Origin of the sequence: Trueperella bialowiezensis, assembly GCF_900637955.1 — a bacterium.
GTDB lineage: Bacteria > Actinomycetota > Actinomycetes > Actinomycetales > Actinomycetaceae > Trueperella > Trueperella bialowiezensis.
This window is the reverse complement of sequence record NZ_LR134476.1, coordinates 214,649-235,947: the sequence shown is the minus strand read 5'-3', so window position 1 is coordinate 235,947 and position 21,299 is coordinate 214,649. Positions and strand designations below refer to the sequence as shown.

Annotated in this window: 21 protein-coding genes; 12 read left to right on the top strand and 9 right to left on the bottom strand. The window is 58.6% G+C overall.

The window, feature by feature from the left end:
• Positions 1–6 precede the first annotated feature (6 nt).
• Positions 7–426, top strand: a complete 420-nt coding sequence (locus EL234_RS01090) for a hypothetical protein (protein WP_241969035.1) — start codon at positions 7–9, stop codon at positions 424–426.
• 12 nt (positions 427–438) lie between these two features.
• Here the strand turns inward: EL234_RS01090 and EL234_RS01085 are convergent, their stop codons facing one another.
• The gene (locus tag EL234_RS01085; protein WP_164712272.1) at positions 439–1,116 is read right to left on the bottom strand and encodes a DUF3043 domain-containing protein; all 678 of its coding nucleotides are present in this window, start codon (positions 1,114–1,116) and stop codon (positions 439–441) included.
• A 105-nt stretch (positions 1,117–1,221) separates the two neighbouring features.
• On the opposite strand from EL234_RS01085, the gene EL234_RS01080 reads away from it, so the two are divergent.
• From EL234_RS01080 to trpD, 6 genes are all read left to right on the top strand, one after another.
• A complete protein-coding gene (locus EL234_RS01080; protein ID WP_126415735.1) occupies positions 1,222–2,562 on the top strand; it encodes a dipeptidase in 1,341 nt (446 codons plus the stop codon).
• A 68-nt stretch (positions 2,563–2,630) separates the two neighbouring features.
• Positions 2,631–3,668 (top strand): hypothetical protein, encoded by a 1,038-nt coding sequence (locus EL234_RS01075; protein WP_126415734.1) that lies wholly within the window; start codon positions 2,631–2,633, stop codon positions 3,666–3,668.
• A 131-nt stretch (positions 3,669–3,799) separates the two neighbouring features.
• Positions 3,800–4,150: a HesB/IscA family protein gene (locus EL234_RS01070; RefSeq protein WP_126415733.1), complete on the top strand. Its 351-nt coding sequence runs from the start codon at positions 3,800–3,802 to the stop codon at positions 4,148–4,150.
• A 55-nt stretch (positions 4,151–4,205) separates the two neighbouring features.
• Complete coding sequence (locus EL234_RS01065) at positions 4,206–5,189, top strand: FKBP-type peptidyl-prolyl cis-trans isomerase (RefSeq protein WP_126415732.1); 984 nt, start codon at positions 4,206–4,208, stop codon at positions 5,187–5,189.
• Positions 5,190–5,336: 147 nt separating this feature from the next.
• Positions 5,337–5,756, top strand: coding sequence for a DNA-binding transcriptional response regulator (locus tag EL234_RS01060; protein WP_126415731.1), 420 nt, complete (start codon positions 5,337–5,339; stop codon positions 5,754–5,756).
• On the top strand, positions 5,756–6,805 hold the full coding sequence (gene trpD / locus EL234_RS01055; protein ID WP_126415730.1) for an anthranilate phosphoribosyltransferase: 1,050 nt from the start codon (positions 5,756–5,758) through the stop codon (positions 6,803–6,805). The genes EL234_RS01060 and trpD overlap by 1 nt, the downstream gene beginning before the upstream one ends.
• 101 nt (positions 6,806–6,906) lie before the next feature.
• Here trpD and EL234_RS01050 read toward each other — a convergent pair whose 3' ends face one another.
• The 4 genes from EL234_RS01050 to EL234_RS01035 are packed head-to-tail and all read right to left on the bottom strand — an operon-like array spanning position 6,907 to position 9,467.
• Positions 6,907–7,185 carry an Lrp/AsnC family transcriptional regulator gene (locus EL234_RS01050; protein ID WP_126415729.1) on the bottom strand — a complete coding sequence of 93 codons (279 nt, stop codon included), beginning with the start codon at positions 7,183–7,185 and terminating at the stop codon, positions 6,907–6,909.
• Between the two features lie 57 nt (positions 7,186–7,242).
• Positions 7,243–8,781 carry a DEDD exonuclease domain-containing protein gene (locus EL234_RS01045; protein WP_126415728.1) on the bottom strand — a complete coding sequence of 513 codons (1,539 nt, stop codon included), beginning with the start codon at positions 8,779–8,781 and terminating at the stop codon, positions 7,243–7,245.
• On the bottom strand, positions 8,781–9,062 hold the full coding sequence (locus tag EL234_RS09530) for an exonuclease domain-containing protein (RefSeq protein WP_164712270.1): 282 nt from the start codon (positions 9,060–9,062) through the stop codon (positions 8,781–8,783). Before EL234_RS09530 ends, EL234_RS01045 begins: the two co-directional genes overlap by 1 nt.
• Before the next feature lie 30 nt (positions 9,063–9,092).
• On the bottom strand, positions 9,093–9,467 hold the full coding sequence (locus tag EL234_RS01035; RefSeq protein WP_126415726.1) for a hypothetical protein: 375 nt from the start codon (positions 9,465–9,467) through the stop codon (positions 9,093–9,095).
• A 137-nt stretch (positions 9,468–9,604) separates the two neighbouring features.
• On the opposite strand from EL234_RS01035, the gene EL234_RS01030 reads away from it, so the two are divergent.
• Complete coding sequence (locus EL234_RS01030) at positions 9,605–10,828, top strand: pyrophosphate--fructose-6-phosphate 1-phosphotransferase (RefSeq protein WP_126415725.1); 1,224 nt, start codon at positions 9,605–9,607, stop codon at positions 10,826–10,828.
• A gap of 104 nt (positions 10,829–10,932) precedes the next feature.
• Positions 10,933–12,279, top strand: coding sequence for a class II 3-deoxy-7-phosphoheptulonate synthase (locus tag EL234_RS01025; protein WP_126415724.1), 1,347 nt, complete (start codon positions 10,933–10,935; stop codon positions 12,277–12,279).
• A gap of 37 nt (positions 12,280–12,316) precedes the next feature.
• Here EL234_RS01025 and pknB read toward each other — a convergent pair whose 3' ends face one another.
• The 3 genes from pknB to EL234_RS01010 form a co-directional block, all read right to left on the bottom strand.
• Entirely contained in the window at positions 12,317–14,278 is a 1,962-nt protein-coding gene (gene pknB, locus EL234_RS01020; protein WP_164712268.1) for a Stk1 family PASTA domain-containing Ser/Thr kinase, read from the bottom strand.
• Positions 14,279–14,345: 67 nt separating this feature from the next.
• Complete coding sequence (locus EL234_RS01015) at positions 14,346–15,830, bottom strand: LysM peptidoglycan-binding domain-containing protein (protein WP_126415722.1); 1,485 nt, start codon at positions 15,828–15,830, stop codon at positions 14,346–14,348.
• 192 nt (positions 15,831–16,022) lie between these two features.
• Entirely contained in the window at positions 16,023–17,072 is a 1,050-nt protein-coding gene (locus EL234_RS01010; RefSeq protein ID WP_126415721.1) for a polyprenyl synthetase family protein, read from the bottom strand.
• Between the two features lie 151 nt (positions 17,073–17,223).
• Here EL234_RS01010 and EL234_RS01005 point away from each other — a divergent pair, with 151 nt between their 5' ends.
• The 3 genes from EL234_RS01005 to EL234_RS00995 all read left to right on the top strand — a co-directional run bounded on the left by EL234_RS01005 (position 17,224) and on the right by EL234_RS00995 (position 20,698).
• Positions 17,224–18,288 (top strand): DUF4192 family protein, encoded by a 1,065-nt coding sequence (locus EL234_RS01005; protein WP_164712266.1) that lies wholly within the window; start codon positions 17,224–17,226, stop codon positions 18,286–18,288.
• Between the two features lie 58 nt (positions 18,289–18,346).
• A complete protein-coding gene (locus EL234_RS01000; protein ID WP_126415719.1) occupies positions 18,347–18,721 on the top strand; it encodes a universal stress protein in 375 nt (124 codons plus the stop codon).
• 129 nt (positions 18,722–18,850) lie between these two features.
• Positions 18,851–20,698, top strand: a complete 1,848-nt coding sequence (locus tag EL234_RS00995) for an RNA polymerase sigma factor (protein ID WP_241969033.1) — start codon at positions 18,851–18,853, stop codon at positions 20,696–20,698.
• Here the strand turns inward: EL234_RS00995 and EL234_RS00990 are convergent.
• Positions 20,686–21,294, bottom strand: a complete 609-nt coding sequence (locus EL234_RS00990; protein ID WP_126415718.1) for a 3'-5' exonuclease — start codon at positions 21,292–21,294, stop codon at positions 20,686–20,688. The genes EL234_RS00995 and EL234_RS00990 overlap by 13 nt on opposite strands.
• Positions 21,295–21,299: the final 5 nt, after the last annotated feature.

Here is a 21,299-nt window from a genome sequence, read left to right as displayed (position 1 = left end):
GAGCACGTGAGTGAACAACTGAACGACACGCGCACCCGCGCCCGTGGCTGGCCAGTGGTTATCATCGCGGCGCTATGCGTTGGGGCGGCTGTTTTCGTGTGGCGTGCCGTGGTCGCGGTGACCGAAGCCGTGGTGGCCGGGAACTACCTAGTCGCTGTGACCACGATCGTTGCTGCACTGACGTGGTTGGCCGGCTGCGTCGGCGTCGTACACAACGGCAAGCGAATGCGACGCCTGGCCGCGATCGCATGGCTAATCAATCTCTTGGGCGCGGGCGCTGGCCTTATCTGGCCGGAGTATTTCGCCCGGGTGAGCCCCTGGTTTGAAGCTGGATCAACCTACTACTATCTGCCAACGCTCGGTGTGGTCGTTGCACTAGCGTGGCTGGCGTGGTCTCGGCCCGCAGCCCTTGCCGCACGCCAATAACGTAACGCCGCCTTACTTTCCCTTTTTCTTAGCGCGCCGTGCTTTGCGGGCGGCTTTCAAGTCGGCAGGTGAACCGCCGTCGGGATATTCGCCGCGTGCCACTTGCGGGCTAGGCAAACGCCAGCGGCGCAGGTAAAAAGCGCGGCCAACCATCTGAAGCATGAGTCCGCGCGGCACGTTATCAAACCGGTATTCCACAAGTAGTTTGGCACGGTAGCCGGTCATGAACGCGACGATCGTCATGAGCAGGAACACGCCGTACATCGTCCACACGATCGGAATGATCACATCAGGCCACTTAGGTTGGAGAAACATGAGCGGCAGGATCATGAGCGCGACGGGCATAAAGAACGCGGATAGCGGCCCGGAGGCGTCCACGAAGTCGCGGGCGAAACGCCGTTCGGGGCCGCGATGCTGGATGGGCATATTGCGTTCGTCGCCGGTGCGCATCGCTTCTTGTTGTTTGCGATAAATCTCGTTCGATTTGGCTCGGCTTTCAGCTTTGCGGGCGCGCCGTTCTTCACGTGTTAACGATTTCGTGTCGGAGACAAGGGGACGACGCCGCGCAGCTTCCACGTCTTTACGGCGTGGCGTTGGCGCACCCTTTGCTGGCGTGTAGCCTTTGGGCAGCGCCTTCTTCTTGGGTGCGAGGTCGCGGTTTTCTTCCTTATTCTTCTTAGGTCCGAACACAGTTATCCTTCAGCTTTGCGGTTATCCGCCCTTAGTGTAATTGTTACCTGCCACATTCACGTGGTCATTTCGGGTTAACCCCGCCACCCGGCGTAGGCTATGGTCATGGGATATCAAGATGTTATTGCGTCAGTTGACGAACGTATGGAGCAGGCAACCGCGGACCTCATTGATCTGGTTGCGATTCCTTCCGTGTCCGCCGATTCTTTCGATCAGCGTCACATGGTGGAATCCGCCCGGTGGATCGCCGAGCGTGCCAACAAGCTCGGGTTAGACACGCGCGTCATCGAGTTGGAAGCAAACGGTAAGAAGGGCCGCCCAGCTATTTTGGCGACCCGCCCGGCCGCACCCGGCAAGCCGACTGTCATGTTGTATGCACACCACGACGTGCAACCTCCAGGCGATCGTGACCTGTGGGATTCCGAACCTTTCGTGGCTGTTGAGCGTGATGGACGCCTGTACGGGCGCGGCACCGGCGACGACAAGGCCGGCGTGATCGCCCACCTGACAGCCATCGAAGCGGCGCGCCCCGGCGTCGGCATCGTCCTGTTTATCGAAGGTGAAGAAGAGATAGGCTCGCCCACCTTCGTCGACTTCCTCGAAAAGTACAAGGACGATTTGGCAGCGGACGTCATCGTCGTCGCCGATTCGAGTAACTGGAAAGTGGGAATCCCTGCGCTGACGACGTCGTTGCGCGGCGTTACTCAAGTGACAGTCACGGTTAGTGCGCTCGATCACGCACTGCACTCGGGTATGTATGGCGGACCGGTGCTTGATTCGGTCACGCTGGCCTCGCGCCTGATTGCCACCTTGCACGATGAGGCCGGAAACGTCGCGATCGAAGGTCTGGTGTCGAAAGATGAGACCGACGTCGACTATCCGGAAGAGGAGTTCCGTGCGGATGCCGGCGTGCTCGAGGGCGTACAACTTGCCGGTGAGGGATCGCTGACGTCACGGATGTGGACCAAACCCGCGATTTCTGTGACCGCGATGGACGTGACACCAGTGGATCTCGTGTCGAACACTCTCATCCCGTCTACACGTTTTGTGCTCTCGCTGCGCGTTGCTCCCGGTCAGGACGTGTCCGAAGCCGCCGATGCTCTCGTGGCACACCTCAAGGCCAACGCTCCATTCGGCGCTCACGTCGACGTGACGATCGACGAGCGCGGCCCGTCCTTCGAAGCTGGCGAGCGTACGGACACGTTTAAGCTCATGCAATGGGCACTGAGTGAAGCCTGGGGCACCGATTCGGTGGAGATTGGCGTGGGCGGGTCAATCCCATTCATTTCTGATCTTTCGAAGGTGTTCCCGAAGGCGCAGATTCTGGTGACCGGCGTGGAAGACCCGGACACCCGCGCACACTCTGAGAACGAATCCCTGCACCTTGGCGACTGGCGGCATGCCATTGTTGCCGAAGCGCTTTTGCTGACGAGGCTCGGAGAATAACACTGAAAGTCGCACTCATCTGTTCGGCTTTGCCGGGCATGGGGCCACGCGCTGTTGCCACACGGGCGATGAGCGCGTGGCTATCCGTGCGCGATGACGACGTCGAATGCCTGCTCACGTCCGAGGGCCAGACGGTTGCGCACGTGGGCACTGGTCTTGACGACGTCGTGGCCGCACGGCATCCACACGCGCAACCGAACTATATCGACACCGCGCCGCGCCGCGTGCACTGGACGTGGCCCGGCGCCGCGTTCATCGATCTGGCAGACGCGGTGAGCTGGGCGGGGGAGGGCTCGCCGATTGGATCCACCGCCTTTCTTGGTGGCGATATTCTTGCGCTCAAAGAAGCGGGCTCGACCGCGGTGCACGTGCACGTGCCGAGGCTCATGACCCATTCAGATCTGGGGCTTGGATTCCTTGGCAAGCTCGCCGGAGTAGAACTCGATGTCCTCGCAGAGCCCTTCGACCTGAGCGACATCGTTGCCAGGGCACGTCGCACGCTTGGCGACCTGCGGCTGACTGCCACCTATAGTGGCGACCTGCCGCTGACCGGAGTGGGCGGCATGGCTAGGGCGTGGCATGATGCCGGCGCAGATGGTGCTGCGGCCCAAAACTTTGAGCGGCGCGCGGGAGAATGGGTGGTCGAACTGACCCGAGCAGCGCAACGGGCTGGGCGTACGTCGCTCCTCAACGGGCCAACTATCAATCCGCGAGCCGGGTGGGCCGGCGTGGGCGGCGGTTTAGGAATGTTGCTTGATCTCATGGGCGGGCAACTACGCACGATCGGTGAGCATCTGGTGTCCGTGCCCAGTGACGTTGATCTTGTGGTGTACGTGTGCGGGGCAGTCGGCGTCGATTTACCCACCGGATTGCACGCCGCAGCTACCCAAGCACAGGATATCGGCGTGCCAGTGGTACTTCTCACTGACAGTTCGGGTTTGCGTAAAGGTGAACTGCCGCGGCTCGGTTTGCACGGTAGTTACGAGCTGCGCCCCGAGCGCGCCTTTGCTGGCGATAGCGACGATTTGGCAGCCATATCAACGATCCCGCCGCTTCTCGACGACGCCGTGGCACGGATAGCCCGCACGTGGGGCTGGGATTTTTAACCCCGTAGCGCCAGCGATCGTTACCCGATAGAGTGCAGGGGTGCGCCTAAAGCTTAAGCTCGCGGCGCGGGTCTAGAGACGCCAGCCAGCAAACGGGTACTCTAAGACCAGTAACTTATTTGGAGGTAACTATGAGCGAAACGGTCGACACCCAGACTCACGGCGTGACCCTCACACAGGTCGCTGCGAATAAGGTCAAGTCTCTTCTCGACCAGGAAGGCCGTGACGACCTGCGTCTACGCATTGCCGTCCAGCCCGGTGGCTGCTCCGGCCTGATGTACCAGCTTTATTTCGATGAGCGCTTCTTCGATGACGACCTGGTTCGCGACTTCGACGGTGTCGAAGTGTTGGTGGACGCGAAGTCGGCACCCTATTTGGACGGTGCCACGATCGACTTTGCTGATTCGATTGAACGTCAGGGATTCACGATCGATAACCCGCAGGCTGTCGGTACCTGCGCGTGTGGTGACTCGTTCCACTGATACGTTTTTGGTATTCCCCACCTTTGGGTGGGGAATATTCTTGTGAGGAGAATAGATGCGAAAACTTGCCATGGTTGCGGCGCTGGCATTACTTTTGAGCGGCTGTTCGGGAAGCGATGATCCTTCTCCGAGCGCAGACCCGAGTGAGACTGCGAGCCCTATCGAATATGGCACGGACATGCCCACGTTAGACACGTCCGGTGAGCACCCCAAGCTTGCATTCCCGGGGCCAAATCCCGTTGAGGGCCTCAAGGTTGAGGTCGTGGAAGAAGGCACGGGCCGGATCGTCGAGGCTGGCGACGTCGTCGTTGCTCACTATGTGGGGCAGGTGTGGGGATCGTCGGATCCTTTCGATTCGTCTTTCGAACGCGGTGAGCCGAGCTCGTTTTCGTTGCAGCAAGTGATTCGTGGCTGGACGGAAGGTCTGAGCGGACTACCCGTGGGATCGAAAGTGATCGTCTCAATTCCGCCCGAGTACGGTTATGGTCCGACCGGCCAGCCGAATGCGGGAATTGGTGGTACGGATACGATCGCGTTTTACGTTGAGTTGCACTCAGCACTCGGTATTAACGACGCCGGCCACGTCGACGCCGAGATGAAGGTTGACCTGGCAGAACTACCAGTGGAGATCACAGGTGAGCTCGGCAAGCCCGTCACTGTCAAGGTGAAAGATGGCGTGAAGGCTCCCGAAGGCGAACCCCAGGTCACCGTCATTGCAGAAGGTAAGGGTGAACCCGTAGGGGAAGCTGGAACAATCATGTACCAGCAGTACGCGATGTCGTCGTGGGACAACTCGGTATCCGAGGTCACCTATGGCCAGTTCGGCCCGCAAAAAGTGCTCATCGGTAACGGGAGCGTCTTCGACAAGTTTTCCGGGATTCCCGTGGGCTCACGCGTTTTGCTCCAAGTGCCGGCATCGGACGGTGGCGAGAATTCAACCACGGCTCCGGCTTTCGCTGCAGTGGTTGACATCATCGACCAGATGCCAAGCCCCAATCCTCCCGGTGACCAGGGCAAGCAGGCAGACGAAGCGAAATAATTAGCACGGCCTAGCAGCTGTGTGAATGCACGAGGGCGTGGGCGCAAACTTGCGCCCTCGTCTCGCGCTTGGAACTGCGAGCCTGAGTTCACTGTTTTGTATCGAACTCGGTACTATGGAACGAGATCTTAGATATGGAGAAAACTTATGGGATCCGAAGTCAACGATAAGGACGGCAAGCCGTTCGAAGTTCTCGTCTACTCCGATAATCGCACTACTCGGCAGGATGTCATGTTCGCGGTAGGGCGCCGCGTTGAGCGGGGACTTCCGCAGATCAATTGGACTGAGGCCGCCACGTGGGAAGGCGCTTACCTGCTCGTGGAAGAGAACCATTTTGATTTGCTCATCCTCGATGGTGAGGCTGCCAAACTCGGCGGTATCGGGTTGGGCAAGATGGTTCGTGACGAGCTTGTTCCAGACATGCCCTACGTGATCCTCATTGGGCGCCCTCAAGATGAATGGCTCGCCCGCGTAGCAAAGCCGAACGCGATCGTGGAGCACCCGGTTGATCCGCGTACGTTGCATGCCGCGGTTGCTGAGATTTTGAGGGAGAAGGTCGCTGCTTAATGTACACATGGCCAGAGATTACGACCAAGGTCATTAACCGTGTTGATCTGAGCTCCGAAGAGACTGCGTGGGCGATGGATCGCGTGATGAGTGGGCAGACGTCGTCGGTGTCGCTTGCCGGTTTTCTGACCGCGCTTGCAACAAAAGGGGAGACGACGGACGAACTGCTCGGCCTCGCTGACTCCATGCAGGCACATGCTGCGCCCGTCAATCTTGATACGGATTCTCTTGACATCGTGGGCACGGGAGGCGACCGGCTTCGCACAGTCAACATTTCCACGACGGCCTCGCTCATCATTGCCGCATCGGGGATCAAGGTGGTCAAGCACGGCAATCGCGCATCCTCGTCGAAGTCTGGTTCTGCTGACTGCTTGGAAGCTCTTGGGATCCGACTCGACCTGCCGGTGCACGCGGTGGAAAAGATTTTCGACGAGCTGGGCATCACGTTCCTGTTTGCAAACCTGTTCCATCCGTCGATGAAATATGCGGCGACCGCACGCCGAGAACTTGGCGTAGGAACTGCGTTCAACGTGCTCGGACCGTTGACTAATCCGGCTAAACCAGAAGCGGGAGCTATCGGCGTGTCAAACAAGCACCACGCTCCGCTCGTGGCCGGAGTGTTGGCAAGGCGCAATAATCGCGCGCTCGTCTTCCGCGGTACGAATGGTCTAGATGAACTATCCACTGTGTGTATGAACGAGGTGTGGGAAGTTCGCGATGGTGAGATCACCTACCACGAGTTGGACGCGACCTCCGATCTTGGCCTGGAAAAAGCCGATATTGAGGATCTGCGAGGCCAGGATGCCACGTATAATGCGGGCGTTGCTCGGCGGGTATTGGATGGCGAAAAAGGGCCCGTGCGAGATTCAGTCAATCTCAACGCGGCCGGAGCTATCGTTGCAGATGGCCGCCTCGAAGGTGTACGCCCGGACGATGGTACGTTCGTGGAGCGGATGCGCAACGGGCTGGCAATCGCGGAAGCGACGATCGACTCCGGAAAAGCATCCGATCTGCTGACGAACTGGATCGAACTGTCGAAAAAGTTTTAGACCCTCAGAATAACCCTGGGATGTTGGGATAGACCGGGCGATGCGGCGTTGGCCGCTCGCCCGGTCTAGACTATTCAGCTCCTACTCGGCCTTTGGCCTCATTAGTCGAGTCCGATGTCGAAAGCAGCCTCGAGGTCTGCGCGGGAAAACTCCTGGAAGGCCAGATAGGTCTGCAGTTCTTTCACTCCCGGAACCTTCGCGATCTGGTCGGGGATCACCGTTGCCAGATCCTCGTGTTGGGGAACCGCCACGATGGCGATCAAATCGACGTCGCCAGTAACGGAATAGACTCGCTTAACACTCTTGATGCTGGCTACGGCGTCGGCAACTTCGGGAATGTGATCGACCTCGGCGTCGATCATGACGATTGCAGTAATCATGAATGCTCCTTGCTCGCTAATACAACAATTCTAATGCGCGTGCCACCATTATTCAGATTATTCACGCATGCCGGTGTGGTTGGCCGATCTGTTTGGCAGCTTGAGCGAAAAGGCTCCTGCCCGGCTCCACGCCAATAAATCCGGCGCGGTTGCGTGGAGCAACTGGACGTCGTCGCGAAATAGCCACTGCGCTAGGATCCGTACCTCGTCGTGAGAAACGTGCTGGCTCGCAAATTCCGGTTCGGTAGCTGGCGGATATCCAGAATCAAGGAATCGTGCCACGGCAGGGACCTCCTCGATCGTGCTCGCACTCATCGTGGTACGCAAAGCCCCGTAGTCAATCACGGCCACATCCCAGCCCGTGCTTCCGGGAGCTGCATCGTTTGCAGGAGCTGCGGCGATAATACGTTCGTTGCCAACCAACGAGCGAAACTCTTCATAGTTTTTAGCGCCTGCTACGAGGCTGTAGAGCCGATCTCGTTCACCAGCCGCCTGCTCGTAGCGCCGCTGGGAGCTCAGGTTGCGAATTTTAGCCAGTGAAGCGTTCACGCTGTCACGTACCTGCCCGCCCAACGCCAGTTCGACGGCGGACACCTGCTCTACTTGCCGGATTCCCGACAAGCATGGCGCCGAACATTTACCAAGCTCGGCAAGATGGCACGCGCCGCGGCCATCAGGAGCCAGTGGAATGACCTGCGTGCACTCACGAATCCCGCTGACCGACTCGAGGAGCTCAATGGCGTTACGCGCCTGACGTTCCGAAGTAAACGGTCCAAGAGCGCTACCCATCTGGGGTCGAGTGATTTTCCGGCACACTTTCAAACGCGGATGGGCTTCGTCTGTGAGCGCGATCCACGGACGGCTCAGGGTTCGCCGCGAGCGGCGATTATACGGCGGATCAAGTTCGTCAATAAGGCGAACTTCGAGCACGTTGGCCTCGAGCACAGTATTGGTGGCCTGAGCGTCAACTGACACCGCAAGATCCACCATTTCAGCCATACGCTTACGCTTTTCAGCTGCGGTGAAATATTGGCGCACCCGCTTATACACGTTGACTGACGTGCCAACATAGAGCACTTCGCCGCCCGGCCCGATAAACCTGTAGACGCCTGGTCCGCGCGGCAAACCATCGGCGAGCACGGCCTTGGCACGGCGGTGCTGCGGAACGGGATCTGCAGCAGTGAGCAGATCATCAAGATGAGTGACCCCAATACCGCCCAGCCGAGCGAGGATGGCGTGCAGCACGTCAACGGTTGCGCGCGCATCATCGAGTGCCCGATGGGTTGGTTCCACGCTGGCTCCGCATATCCGGGCGAGCGTTGCCAGCTTATAGTTCGGTGCTTCGTCCCGTGTAAAAGTCTTGCGAGCCAGCTTGAGTGTGTCCACAACCCTGCGTTTTGGTAGGTCAATGCCCAAGCCAGCGCACGCTCCACGCAGGTGGCCCATATCGAAACGAGCGTTGTGGGCAACGAGCACCACGTCGGGGTCATCGCCCAGAAACTCTAAAAACTCGCCCATCGCCTGCGAGATATCCGGAGCCAGAGCAACCATTGCGTTTGTTATTCCGGTCAGCAACGTAATGTGCGGTTCGATCACTACCCCCCCCCCCCCCCCCCCGGGTTAACGAGCGTGGTAAACTCGTCAAAAACTTCCCCTCCGCGTACTTTCACCGCACCAAATTCGGTGATCGCGTTCAACCCCGGTGGGCCGCCCGTCGTCTCTAAATCAAGCACGAGGAACGTAACATCGAAAAGATTCGGACCCAGTGAATCCAACGCCAGTTGCTCTTCTTGTGGCGCAGCAGTGCCCTCTCGATGCGGGCGAGAGGGAGTGAGGTCTAGGCGTGCACCTGGGCGCTGGCCATTGCGGTGTCTCATGCCCATAGGCTAACGAGTGCCCTCCGACAATTAGACGCGCGTGCCGTCGTCGTCAGGATTGTGCGCCCAGGGAGCGCTCACGAAAACTCCGCCGGCCGCTGAACCAAAGCCGATGAGTCCCAGCACGATCCACCACGATTGATCCAGGGCGATCACCCCGGCAAAACCGAGAAGGAAAAGAAGCGCGACGGCCGCCGTCGTTAAGAAGAACAGCCGGGCTAAATCAGGCCGCGAAGCTGGCGACACCGGTGGAGAATCGGGAAGGTCTGCCGGGTCGAAAGGCTCATCTACAAGCTCGTCATCTGCCGGGGGAGACCACGTGCGAAAACCGCGCTCTTGCGCCATCTTGTGCTGCATTGCCACCCATTCGGCATCCCAGTCAGTACCCGAATCCTTTTCCCGCATAGTGTTCACCATATCGCTTTACGCTGACGGGGGAGCAGTAGGCCGATTATCCTCCGCGAAGTGGTCAAGAATCGGTAAGATGATAAGCGTTGGCAAACAAACGTCGCGAAGGAGCGACATTGTTAAAGGAAGGTACTATGACAATCCGCCGTGTTGCATTACTCACAGCAGGAGGCTTCGCTCCCTGCCTTTCCACAGCCGTTGGCGATCTCATTGAGCGCTACACGAAAGAAATTCCCGATGCGGAAATCATCGGCTACCAGCATGGATACCATGGTCTGCTCAAGGGCAACTATGTTGTGTTCGACGACGAGGCGCGCAAGAAGGCACACATTCTTACGAAATTCGGTGGCTCGCCGATCGGTAACTCGCGTGTGAAGCTCACGAACTCGAAGGATCTCATTGAGCGCGGCCTGATCGAGCCTGGCCAGAACGCTCTCGAGGTCGCTGCCGATCAGCTGAAAGCTGACGGCGTGGACGTGCTCCACACGATCGGTGGCGATGACACGAACACCACCGCAGCTGATCTGGCCGCTTACCTGCATGAGAACGGCTACGAACTGACTGTGGTCGGCCTGCCGAAGACTATCGACAACGATATTGTTCCGATCCGCCAGTCGCTCGGTGCCTACACGGCTGCTGAGCAGGCCTCGCTGTTTGCGCAGAACATTGTTGGTGAGCACCGGGCAAACCCGCGCATGCTCATCATTCACGAGATCATGGGCCGTAACTGTGGTTACCTTGCCGCGCAGGCAACCAAGTACTACCGCGATTGGGTGAAGGAACAGGAGTGGGTGCCCTCGGCTGGCCTGACGAAGGAACGCTGGGACGTGCACGCACTCTACTTGCCGGAGATGACCTTCGATCTGGACGTGGAGGCTTCCAGACTACGCAAGATTATGGACGAGCAGGGTAACGTCAACATCTTCCTGTCCGAGGGTGCGGGCGTTGCAGAGATCATTGAAGAGATCCTGGAAAGCGGCGGCGAGGTGGAACGCGACGCGTTCGGCCACGTCAAACTCGACACGATCAACCCGGGTGAGTGGTTTGCGAACAAGTTCGCTGAAATCATTGGCGCCGAAAAGGTGATGGTGCAAAAGTCGGGCTACTTCTCACGCTCGGCCAAGTCGAACGACACCGACCTCGAGCTCATTCGCGAGATGACCGATCACGCTGTGAAGTCGGCGAAGGAAGGCGTCTCGGGCGTCGTTGGTCACGATGAAGAGCGTGGCGACGAGCTGCGGACCATCGAGTTCGACCGCATCGCCGGCCACAAGGCATTCGACGTGAGCCAGGACTGGTTCACCGAAATGATGGATGAGATCGGCCAGAAGTGGGCTCCGGCTCCCAAGGCTGAGTAACACAATCACGTGACGCGGCAGCGCGCGAGGGGATTTCCCTTCGCGCGCTTTCGCTTTGCGGACTGCCTGCCAACTGCGGCGCAGAATTTGTTTACAATCAAGATATGTTTAACGACGCAGATGACACGATTCTTGACCAGGGATGGAAGAAACTTCCGGCAAAGCATCAACCGCAGTATCCGGATCCTGATTTTCTGAAGACGACCGTTGACTATCTGCGTACCCTTCCGCCGCTCATTTTTGCAGGTGAGGCGGATTCGTTGACGAAAGAAATCGCTAAAGCCACCCGCGGCGAAGCGTTCGTGCTTCAGGGTGGGGATTGCGCGGAGTCGTTTGCGGACGCCACGGCTGATCGTATTCGCGCGAAAATCCGCACGATTTTGCAGATGGCTGTCGTGCTCACCTATTCGGCGTCGGTGCCGGTTGTTAAGGTTGGGCGGATGGCCGGGCAGTACGCTAAGCCGAGGTCGAATCCGATGGAGACTCGCGACGGCGTGGAACTGCCCTCGTACATGGGCGATGCCGTTAACGGCCACGAGTTCTCTGCTGCGACTCGCACGCCAGATCCGCACCGGTTGGTGGAGGCCTACCAGCATTCGGCAGCAACCTTGAACTTGATCCGCGCGTTTACCGGTGGCGGTTTTGCGGATATCGCGAAGGTGCACGAGTGGAATAAGGGCTTTTCTTCGAATCCGGCGTACCGCCGTTACACGACGCTCGCCACGGAGATCGATCGGGCGATGCAGTTCATGAAAGCTGCTGGCGCTTATTCGGAGTCGTTGCGAACAGTCGATTTTTACTCTTCACACGAGGCGCTACTGCTCGACTACGAGGATGCGATGACGCGCATTGATTCGCGCACGGGTTTGCCATACAACACGGGCGCGCACTTCCTGTGGATCGGGGAGCGCACACGTGACGTGGACGGCGCACACGTTGCCATGCTCGCCCAGGTACAAAACCCAATCGGTGTGAAGATCGGCCCAACGGCCACGCGCGATGAACTGCTCGGTTTGATGGACAAGCTTAACCCGGAGGGCAAGGAAGGCCGGCTCACGTTGATCACCCGGCTCGGTGCGAACAAGGTTGAGCAGGTGTTACCTCAGATTATCGAGGCCGTGCAGAGCGATCGTCGCCCGGTTAATTGGATGTCTGATCCGATGCACGGCAACACGATCTCAGTGGGCAGGTTCAAGACCCGCCGCTTGGACGACGTGCTGGATGAGGTACGCGGATTCTTCCGCGTACACCGCGAAATGGGAACAATTCCGGGTGGGCTACACATGGAGCTCACTGGCGACGACGTGACTGAAGTGCTCGGCGGATCTGAAGAGATCGTGGAAGAAGCGCTGGGCGATCGCTACGAGACGCTCGTTGACCCTCGGCTTAATCATCAGCAGTCGCTCGAGCTGGCATTCTTAGTCTCGGAGATCTTGCGCGAAGATTTCTAGCCTAAGCTCACGCTAAGCGGGCGCCCGTGATGGGCGCTTAGACGATCGTGATCGTGATCGTGCTGCCCGGCTTGACGCGTTCGCCTGCACCGGGGGACTGCGCTCGCACAGTGCCGAAGTATCCGCCAAGGAACCGGTCGTAGCTGACGACGAAACCGGCTTCTTCCAGTGTTGTCGTGGCTTCGCCTTCTTGCATGCCAAACACGTTCGGTACTTCCACCAGCTCCGGGCCTTTCGAGACCGTGAGGTTCATGGAATCACCTCGATAGAGCGTGGTGCCAGCGGCTGGTTCTTGGGAGATGACGTGGCCTTGCGGCGTCGTGTCTGAAAACTCTTCCGTGGTGGTTGCACTGAGTCCGTACTCGGCAAGGCGAGCAGAGGCGTCGTCCAGTGACGCTCCGGTCAGGTCCGGCACCGAGATCGGCTTGCGACCCAAAGACACGGTGATGGTGACCTGCGAGCTGTGCGGAACGGACGTGCCCGGTTCTGGAGTCTGCGATATGACCTGGCCCTGCGGCACGGTCTCAGAGTAATCTTCTTCGACGACGGCGTTGAGCCGCGCCTCTTTGAGGGCGGCTTGGGCCTCATCGGACGTTTGTCCGACGACGTCGATGACGTCGACGTGCTCAACGCCAGCGGAGACGACGAGGGTCACAGTTTCGGAAGGATGAAGGGACGTGCCGGCTGTGGGATCGGAGTCAACAACGAGCCCGGCAGCGACGTCGTCGGAAAACGTTGTGGTGGTGTCGACGGGGAAACCAACTGCTTCCAACGATGCGCGTGCGTCAGCTTCAGACAGACCAGTAACCACGGGTACCTCTACACGCTGTCCGGGACCTTCCGAGAAGTACCACCACGTGCCGTAAGCTCCAGCGCCGATAAGCACGAGAAGGATGGTCATGAGCAGCGGCCACACCCTGCGCTTGCGCGCGGGCCGTTCCGTTTTAGCGGTGTCGTTACGCGTGGCCTTGGCCGGCAACTCGGCGGCGTCCGGTGCCTTCGCGGGCATGACGGCAGTCTTCGCCGGCGGGTTAGCAGGGATAGAAGCGGCCTCGTCGGTGGTGTGAGAGACCGGCTTGGCTGTGGGAAATACAGGAATACGGCGAATGAGGAGTTCTTCAGGTAATGATTCTGAGATGTCGATAAGCGCGTCGAGTGCTGCTGAGGCGTCCTGTGGCCGTTTGGACGGGCTCTTCGCAGTGAGGAGCGCAATCAGCGAGTCCACCTCGGGCGGAATCCAGTCAGCAAGATCCGAAAGCCGCGGCATCGTGTCGTTAACGTGCTTGTACGCAACCGACAGGGCAGACTCCCCTTGGAACGGCAGCTGGCCCGCAATCAGCTCGTAGAGCATCACGCCAACCGAATACAGATCGCCCGTCTTACCCGTGGTGCCATCTGCCACAAACTCGGGTGCAACGTAACCGACCGTGCCGAGCATCGTGTTCGTCTGAGTCGACGTGGCATCAGACGCTGCCCGAGCCAGGCCAAAATCCGTAAGTTTGGCCGTCAAGCGGGGCTCAATGGCAGTTGGTTCAAGGGGAGCGGCCAGCAACACGTTTTCCGGTTTGATATCGCGGTGAATGATGCCCGCCGAATGAGCAGCTGCAAGCCCGGTGAGCACCTGACGAATAAGTTCGAGGCTAATACCGAGCGGAAGAGACCCATGGGCCGTCAGTTCAGAACGAAGATCCGGACCAGAAATGAGCTCCATCACAAGGTAGGGCCGTTCACCTGTGGGAGTGTCCGCGATCCCTTGGTCATGCACGGCAACAATGTGAGAACTTGACAGGCGCGCAGCAGACCGAGCCTCGGAAATGAACCGGCGCACAAAATCAGACTGCTCAGCCAGATGCGAATGAATGACCTTCAGAGCAACTTCGCGTTGCAAGCGCTCGTCAGTTGCCCGATAAACAGTGGCCATACCTCCGCGAGCAATGCGCGCGGAGATGGCGTATCTGCCATCGAGGACTGTACCTAGCAGTGGGTCTGGTGCTCTCACGATATCTACAATAGCGCGCAAAACCGATCAGCCCGGCATGGACTGATCGGCTTCGCGTGTCGGTATGTTAGAAGCGGTTCATGGCCTGCTTAATCTTGGCCACGTAGTTCACCGTATCCGGGCGCATGCCGTACTTTCGCACGCCTCCCAGACCCTGGTAGTAGCCCGCAACAGCGACGTCGAAATTCGACTCCGCGCGGTGCAACTGGCGGATGATGGCCACGCCGGCAACGACGTTGTCGTAGGGGTCAAGCAGATCGAGCTTGCGGCCGACCAGATCGGATGCCCATTCACCCGACGATGGAATCACCTGCATCGTGCCAATCGCGTTCGCAGGGGAGACTGCCGTGGCATCGAAACCGGATTCGATGTAGGCGTGCGCAAGAGCCAGGCGAGGGTCAACACCCATGTCGCGTGCGACGTCGGCAACCATCTGCTGCATCTCAGCGCGCGAGGGCACGCTCTTCGAAATGAGCGCGTGCTTGTTTTCGTTCGCTGCTGCCACAGTCTTGTCCGGATAGGTGTATCCGGGGAAGTTATTGGTGACCAACTGCTTCTTGGCTGGCGCGCCGGCTGCTGCCTGCTGTGCAGGAGCAGACGTTGCGCCGCCAATCGTGAGCTTTTGGCCAACATAGATTCTGTTCGGGTTAGAGATTCCATTGGCAGCCGACAGCTGTGCAACGGACACCCCGTGCTGGCGGGCGATCTTACCGAGCGTGTCGCCTGCCTTGACCGTGTAGGTAGTGCCAGCCGGCGCGGCCTGAGGTGCAGGCGCAGCCTTGGGCGCAGGAGCCGGTGCTGGTGCAGGCGTGGCCGCGGGGGCCGGCGCCGGTGCGGCCTGACCGATGGTGAGACGCTGGCCAACGCGAATGATGTTCCGGTTAGCAATGTTGTTGTCGGCAGCCAGTTTGGCAACAGTGGTGCCGTGCTGGCGTGCAATCTTCCCGAGCGTATCGCCGGCCTTGACCGTGTAGGTAGTGCCAGCCGGCGCGGCCTGAGGTGCAGGCGCAGCCTTGGGCGCAGGAGCCGGTGCTGGTGCAGGCGTGGCCGCGGGGGCCGGCGCCGGTGCGGCCTGACCGATGGTGAGACGCTGGCCAACGCGAATGATGTTCGGGTTAGCAATGTTGTTGTCGGCAGCCAGTTTGGCAACAGTGGTGCCGTGCTGGCGTGCAATCTTCCCGAGCGTATCGCCTGCCTTCACGCGGTAGATCTGCGTGACAGGTGCTGGCGTGGCCGCTGGTTGCGGAGCTGGCGCCGGCTGGGAAACGTTTGCCGGCCCAGGAATGCGAAGCTGCTGACCGGGGAAGATGAGATTCGGGTTGCGCAGATTGTTTGCCTGCGCAATTGCACTCACGGTGGTTCCAGTGCGATGAGCAATAGCGCTGAGGGTATCGCCCGGCTTGACCTGATACGTCATGAGAGGAGACGTAAAAATAGGAATTCGCGACTGTGTGGTGTTAGCCACTGCGTCTGCGTGGGCGGTAGGAGTAATGATCGTTGCCGCTGTGGCCGCCGCGAGCGCAGCTCCCGAGCGCTTAATCCATGAGGACATGGAACCTCCGTGTTTGCACGTGTTTTACATGTGACTGTTGTGAGTCGAGATGTAAATGTTATTTATGATTCACATGAGACATTAGCGCACCTCTCGGCGTGTTTCCACTTATTTTCAAAAATATGGTGTAAGGAATACCCCTTCGAACGTTGTCGCTCGAAGGGGTGCGTCACGAGGTGATGCTAAGCGGGTTTAGCTGCGCCGCGTTGCGAGTGCTTCCATTACTGAATGCAGTATGGGCGAGCTGGGAATGTGCGTGAGCGCAACGAGCGCCTCTTGTTCGTAGCGAGTGATCATCTCTTCGTGAGCATCATATGCCCCGCATTCGGTGACGACTCGCTGCACGTAGGCGACGTCAGTAGGCGACAGTTCTTTGCCGAGAAGGGAGTCGATGTTCACGACGGCGTCGGCGTCGGCCATTCCCCGGGTGAGGGCGAGGAGCACAGTGCGCTTACCTTCGGTGATGTCACCGCCAGCCGGCTTTCCGGTGTCTTCGAGTTTGCCGAAGATGCCCAGTTCGTCGTCGCGAAGTTGGAATGCGATTCCGAGAGGGCGGCCGACTCGCGACAGGTGAGTCAGATCGGTGTCGGTAGCACCCGCGAGGGCGGCGCCGATGAGGAGCGGCAACTCAACGGAGTAGCGGGCTGATTTGTGCCGCACAACAAGGAGGGCTTCGGATACTGCGCTAGCCTGATCGTCGTTGAGCGCGGTAAGTTCAGCTCGAAAATCGAGGTATTGGCCGTATGCGGTTTCCGCCGTCATTTCGTGGAAGAGTTTGCGCGCTGTTGCGAAGGCGTCTGCGCTCATGTGTTCGGCGCGTTCGAACTCCAAAGCGGCAAGCGATAATAGGAAGTCTCCTGCCAAGATTGCAGACTTGCGCCCAAAGCTCCCGGAATCGCCCATCATCGACATCGCCCGGTGACTGGTGGAAAAACTGCGGTGAATCGCAGGCACGCCGCGGCGGGTGTCAGATTCATCGATGATGTCATCATGGGCGAGTGCCGATAGTTGGTAAAGCTCCACGGCCGTTCCCGCGTGGATCGGTGAGAGTGTTGGCGCGTATGCCTCACAGCCGGCAGCTACGAGCAACGCTCGGGTGCGCTTTCCAGCCTCGGCAAGGCTGTAGACGGGGCGCAGAAATTCTTTCCAAATGCTCAGTGCCCGCTCGTCATCGATGAACGGAGCCGATTCGTCGAGAGCTGTGATGATCCGCTGAGATACTGCGGCACGAAAGTCTTGCATGGGTTGAGCATATCGAGACTGCGTCGAGTTAACCACAGGTTGCCAAACGTCATGTTAATCCACAATTGACTACCGCCGGAAAAGCTCGCGGTACACAAAAGAGTTGAATGAGGGCATGGATAGAATACGACTTACACACCAACATGAATCTTTGGCTTTGACGCCTCACCTCATGGGCTTTCGCCCACACAACTCCGTGGTCCTGCTTGCGCTTGCAACCGAGCCGGATGGGATGAGCGGGCCTCTCATCCGCGCGCATGCCGATCAGGGCGTGCCACACGGACTTATCGATACCGTTTTAGAGTTCATCGACGTCTTCAATGTGACGAATCTTGCCATCGCCTGGTATGGCACAGACATGGCCGCCATGCTCGCTGATACCACGTCGATGGATCTGCTGGATACGGCAGGCCTGGCAGCCCAAAGCTTTCTGGACTGCCGATACGGGCCTAACGGATACGTGTGCGTGGGTATCACCGACTACACGCATTGGGCTGGACTCATGGACGTGCGCGACGTCGACGGCCAATCGGTAGAAGAACTTGTTGCGCGCGGCCTCGTGGGATCTTTCGCCGAGCTCAACGAGTCTCCCGGAGTGATGGAGCTCGTCTTCCAAGGATCGGCGCCCCTTGACACAGAACCAAAGGATGAACCTGCTCGTTTGCCATGGTCGAGCCGCCAATGCGCGGTTGAGTCGGCGCGCGATGAGCGCGAACGGACCAGGCTGCGCCGCAAATGCGCCAATGTGTGGCAAGAAGTGCTCGATCTGCTTCGGCAGGGGATAGAACCTGAGCAGTGTGTACCTTCGGATGAGGCCATTGGCCTACTCAATGCAGGGTTAGATTCGGTGCTGTTACGCGATCGCGTGATCGTGTGCGCCGTCAACAACGCGGTGACCAATGTCACTCGTATTCCGCGGGCTCAGCTAGCTAAGCGGCTATGTGATGCCAACGAATATTCAGCCACGTATCTGCCGCAGATCGTCGACCTGCTCGAATACATTGCACGCTATTCCGACGACGACGATCCGGCGGCTTTCGCCGTCGCTGGCTATCTGTCGTGGTGGCAGAATGACCATGAGCGCGCATACAAAAACGCCATGCACGCAGCCCAGTCGGACTCTGAATATTCTCTTGCTAAGCTCGTCCTGCGGGCTCTGTTTGTAGATTTACAGCCGCCGGTGAATTATTGTCAGCAGCAAAGCGAACAAGCCTAAGCTGGCGACGGGCACACCAAGAACATGTGGACGATGCACACGCGTGAACGGAGGGACTATGGCAATCATCGTGCCGATGATGAAATCCGAGCATGCCCTGCACGCGGGTATTGATATCGCTCGGCGGCGTCATGACACGCTGGTGGCGCTTTTTATTCGCCCGGTCGCTCACTCCGATCAGCACCTGGTCGATGAAGAAGTTGATGGACTGGCACAACGGTTAGATCAGGCAGATATCGCATTTCGAGTTGAAGTCCGCCTCACTGACAGCGAGCCTTCACGAATTATCAGTGATGTTGCGCAAGAGTTCGATGCCGGCCTCGTCGTTGTCTCGGCAGCCGCTGGGCAGTCGCATGGCAAATATATGCTGGGCACACAGATCCAAAAACTACTGATTGAATGTCCGTGTTCCGTGCTCGTTGTTCGTGAGTGACATTACATTGACCACATGACGCCGCGGGAATATCATCGCGCATTTTGCGTTCTTATCAATGAGCAATAAAGGTTTTCAACAAAAACCGCTATAATATGCAAGTTGTCATCACTTTTCGAAAGGTTGCACGTGGCTGTATCTCAGACTCCGACTTCTACCGCTTCAACGTCTGCGCACAAGGTAAATGTCGACGTCGCCTCACTGCCCGACATGCGGGTTCCCGAGCTGCGCACGCTCGCTAAAGAACTCGGGCTTAAGCTCAACTCGCGGGCCGTTAAAGCTGTGCTCATCGAGCACATTACCGCTGCGGTAGAAGCGCCCGCGCAACCGGGTAAAGGCAACTCGGCAGATAAGGCCGTGTCACAGGAGTCGGCCGAGTCAGCACCACAAGAGAAAGCGCAAAAGCCCGCTCAGAAGCCGGCACCAACAGCAGCTGAACCAGCTAAGCAAACAAAGGCTAGCTCAGCGAAGGCCAAGGAAGCAGGCAATAACTCTGAGCTTGCCAAACTGACAGTGCCAGAGCTAAGAAAAATTGCGAAAAGCCGCGGAGTATCCGGCTATTCGAATATGCGCAAGCAAGATCTTGTCGACTTACTGAGCTCGCTAGAAACGCCGGCGCCTGAAGCACAGACCAGCTCCGATACGGCAAAGGCGGCCTCGAAGCCGGAGAAGGCTACACAGCCAGAGAAAACTTCGACACCGAAGAAAACTGCACAGCCGGCAACGCAGCAAGCCGGTGACCTCGTCGATAGCGCAGATGTTGATAGCGCAGATGAGGACGCCACTCCTGCTACGCCAGATGATCCGGATGACGATCTTGACGACGATCTTGATGACGACCTCGACTTAGATGACGATCTTGACGACGACCTCGATGACGACGATCTTGACGATCTCGATTCAGCCGATAGTGCTGACGAAACTGAGGACGAGGACGACGAAGACGAGGACGACGATGAGGAAAAGACCGTCATCGTGACCGCGTCGAGTAAGGACTCGAAGGGCGCGTTCGTCGTCAAAGACTCCGATGATACCGATGAACCGGAACAGCGCGTCCACGTTGCCGGCGCAACCGCCGATCCTGTTAAGGATTACCTCAAGCAAATCGGTAAGGTGCCGTTGCTCAATGCTGCTGAAGAAGTCGAGCTTGCGCAACGTATTGAGGCCGGGCTGTATGCGCAGCACCTTCTTGATACGACCACGATCGAAGATCGCAAGTATCGCCGTGAGCTGGAGATCATTGCACGTGACGGGCGTAACGCCAAGAACCACTTGCTCGAGGCAAACCTTCGCCTCGTCGTCTCTCTTGCCAAGCGTTACACGGGTAGGGGAATGCTTTTCCTCGATCTCATTCAGGAAGGCAACTTGGGGCTGGTGCGCGCAGTGGAAAAGTTTGACTACGCTAAGGGCTTTAAGTTCTCCACCTACGCAACGTGGTGGATCCGGCAAGCTATTACCCGTGCGATGGCCGATCAAGCGCGAACTATTCGTATCCCGGTCCACATGGTCGAAGTGATCAACAAGCTGGCCAGGGTTCAGCGCCAGATGTTGCAAGATCTTGGGCGAGAGCCCACCACCGAAGAGCTCGCACGCGAGCTCGACATGACCGAAGAAAAAGTTATTGAGGTGCAAAAGTACGGGCGTGAACCGATCTCGCTCCACACACCGCTGGGTGAGGATGGCGATTCCGAATTTGGCGACTTGATCGAGGACTCGGATGCCGTGGTTCCCGCAGATGCAGTTGGGTTCACACTCTTGCAAGAACAGCTCCACCAGGTGCTGGACACGCTGTCGGAGCGTGAAGCGGGAGTGGTCTCGATGCGCTTTGGGCTCACCGATGGCCAGCCCAAGACTCTCGATGAGATCGGTAAAGTCTACGGGGTGACCCGCGAGCGGATCCGGCAGATTGAGTCTAAGACGATGTCAAAACTGCGCCATCCGTCGCGTTCGCAAGTGTTGCGTGATTACCTCGAATAATTCCACGGCCGAGCCCGCGCCCACTGAGCTGGGCGCACTTCGGCGTCGTCGCGATTGACCGCAACATCGGTGTAGCGCCGCCCTTCCTGCTCAAATCTGACGAACGTGCGGAAAATATCCGCACAGGTGAGGGCGTCGCCGAGTGCGCGATGCGCCCTGCCAGGCACAATGTGCAGACGATCGGCCAGCCCACGTAGCGAGTGGGAACCAGGCTCGAGGTAGATCCGAGACTGGTCCATTGTGCACACCCACGATTCATCGCCAAGCCGATGTGGCACTCCTGCTCGTTCGAATTCCCGATTGAGGAAAGCCCGATCGAACTGTGCGTTGTGTGCGACGATGAGCCGGCTGGCCAGCCTGTCTGCCAGCGCGGTAGCAATATCGGCAAAAGTGGGTGCGCCTGTCACGTGGGCCGTGGTAATGCCATGGATATGGACGGCTCCGGTATCTCGGCCAGGATCAACGAGGCTCTGCCAACGCCCAGTTTCTTGCAACGCCCGATCAAGATGCAATACAGCGATCTCCACTACGCGGTCGGTGTGCGGGTCCAAACCTGTGGTTTCGATATCAATGACTGCAAAGCCCGTGCCACTCATTGCGC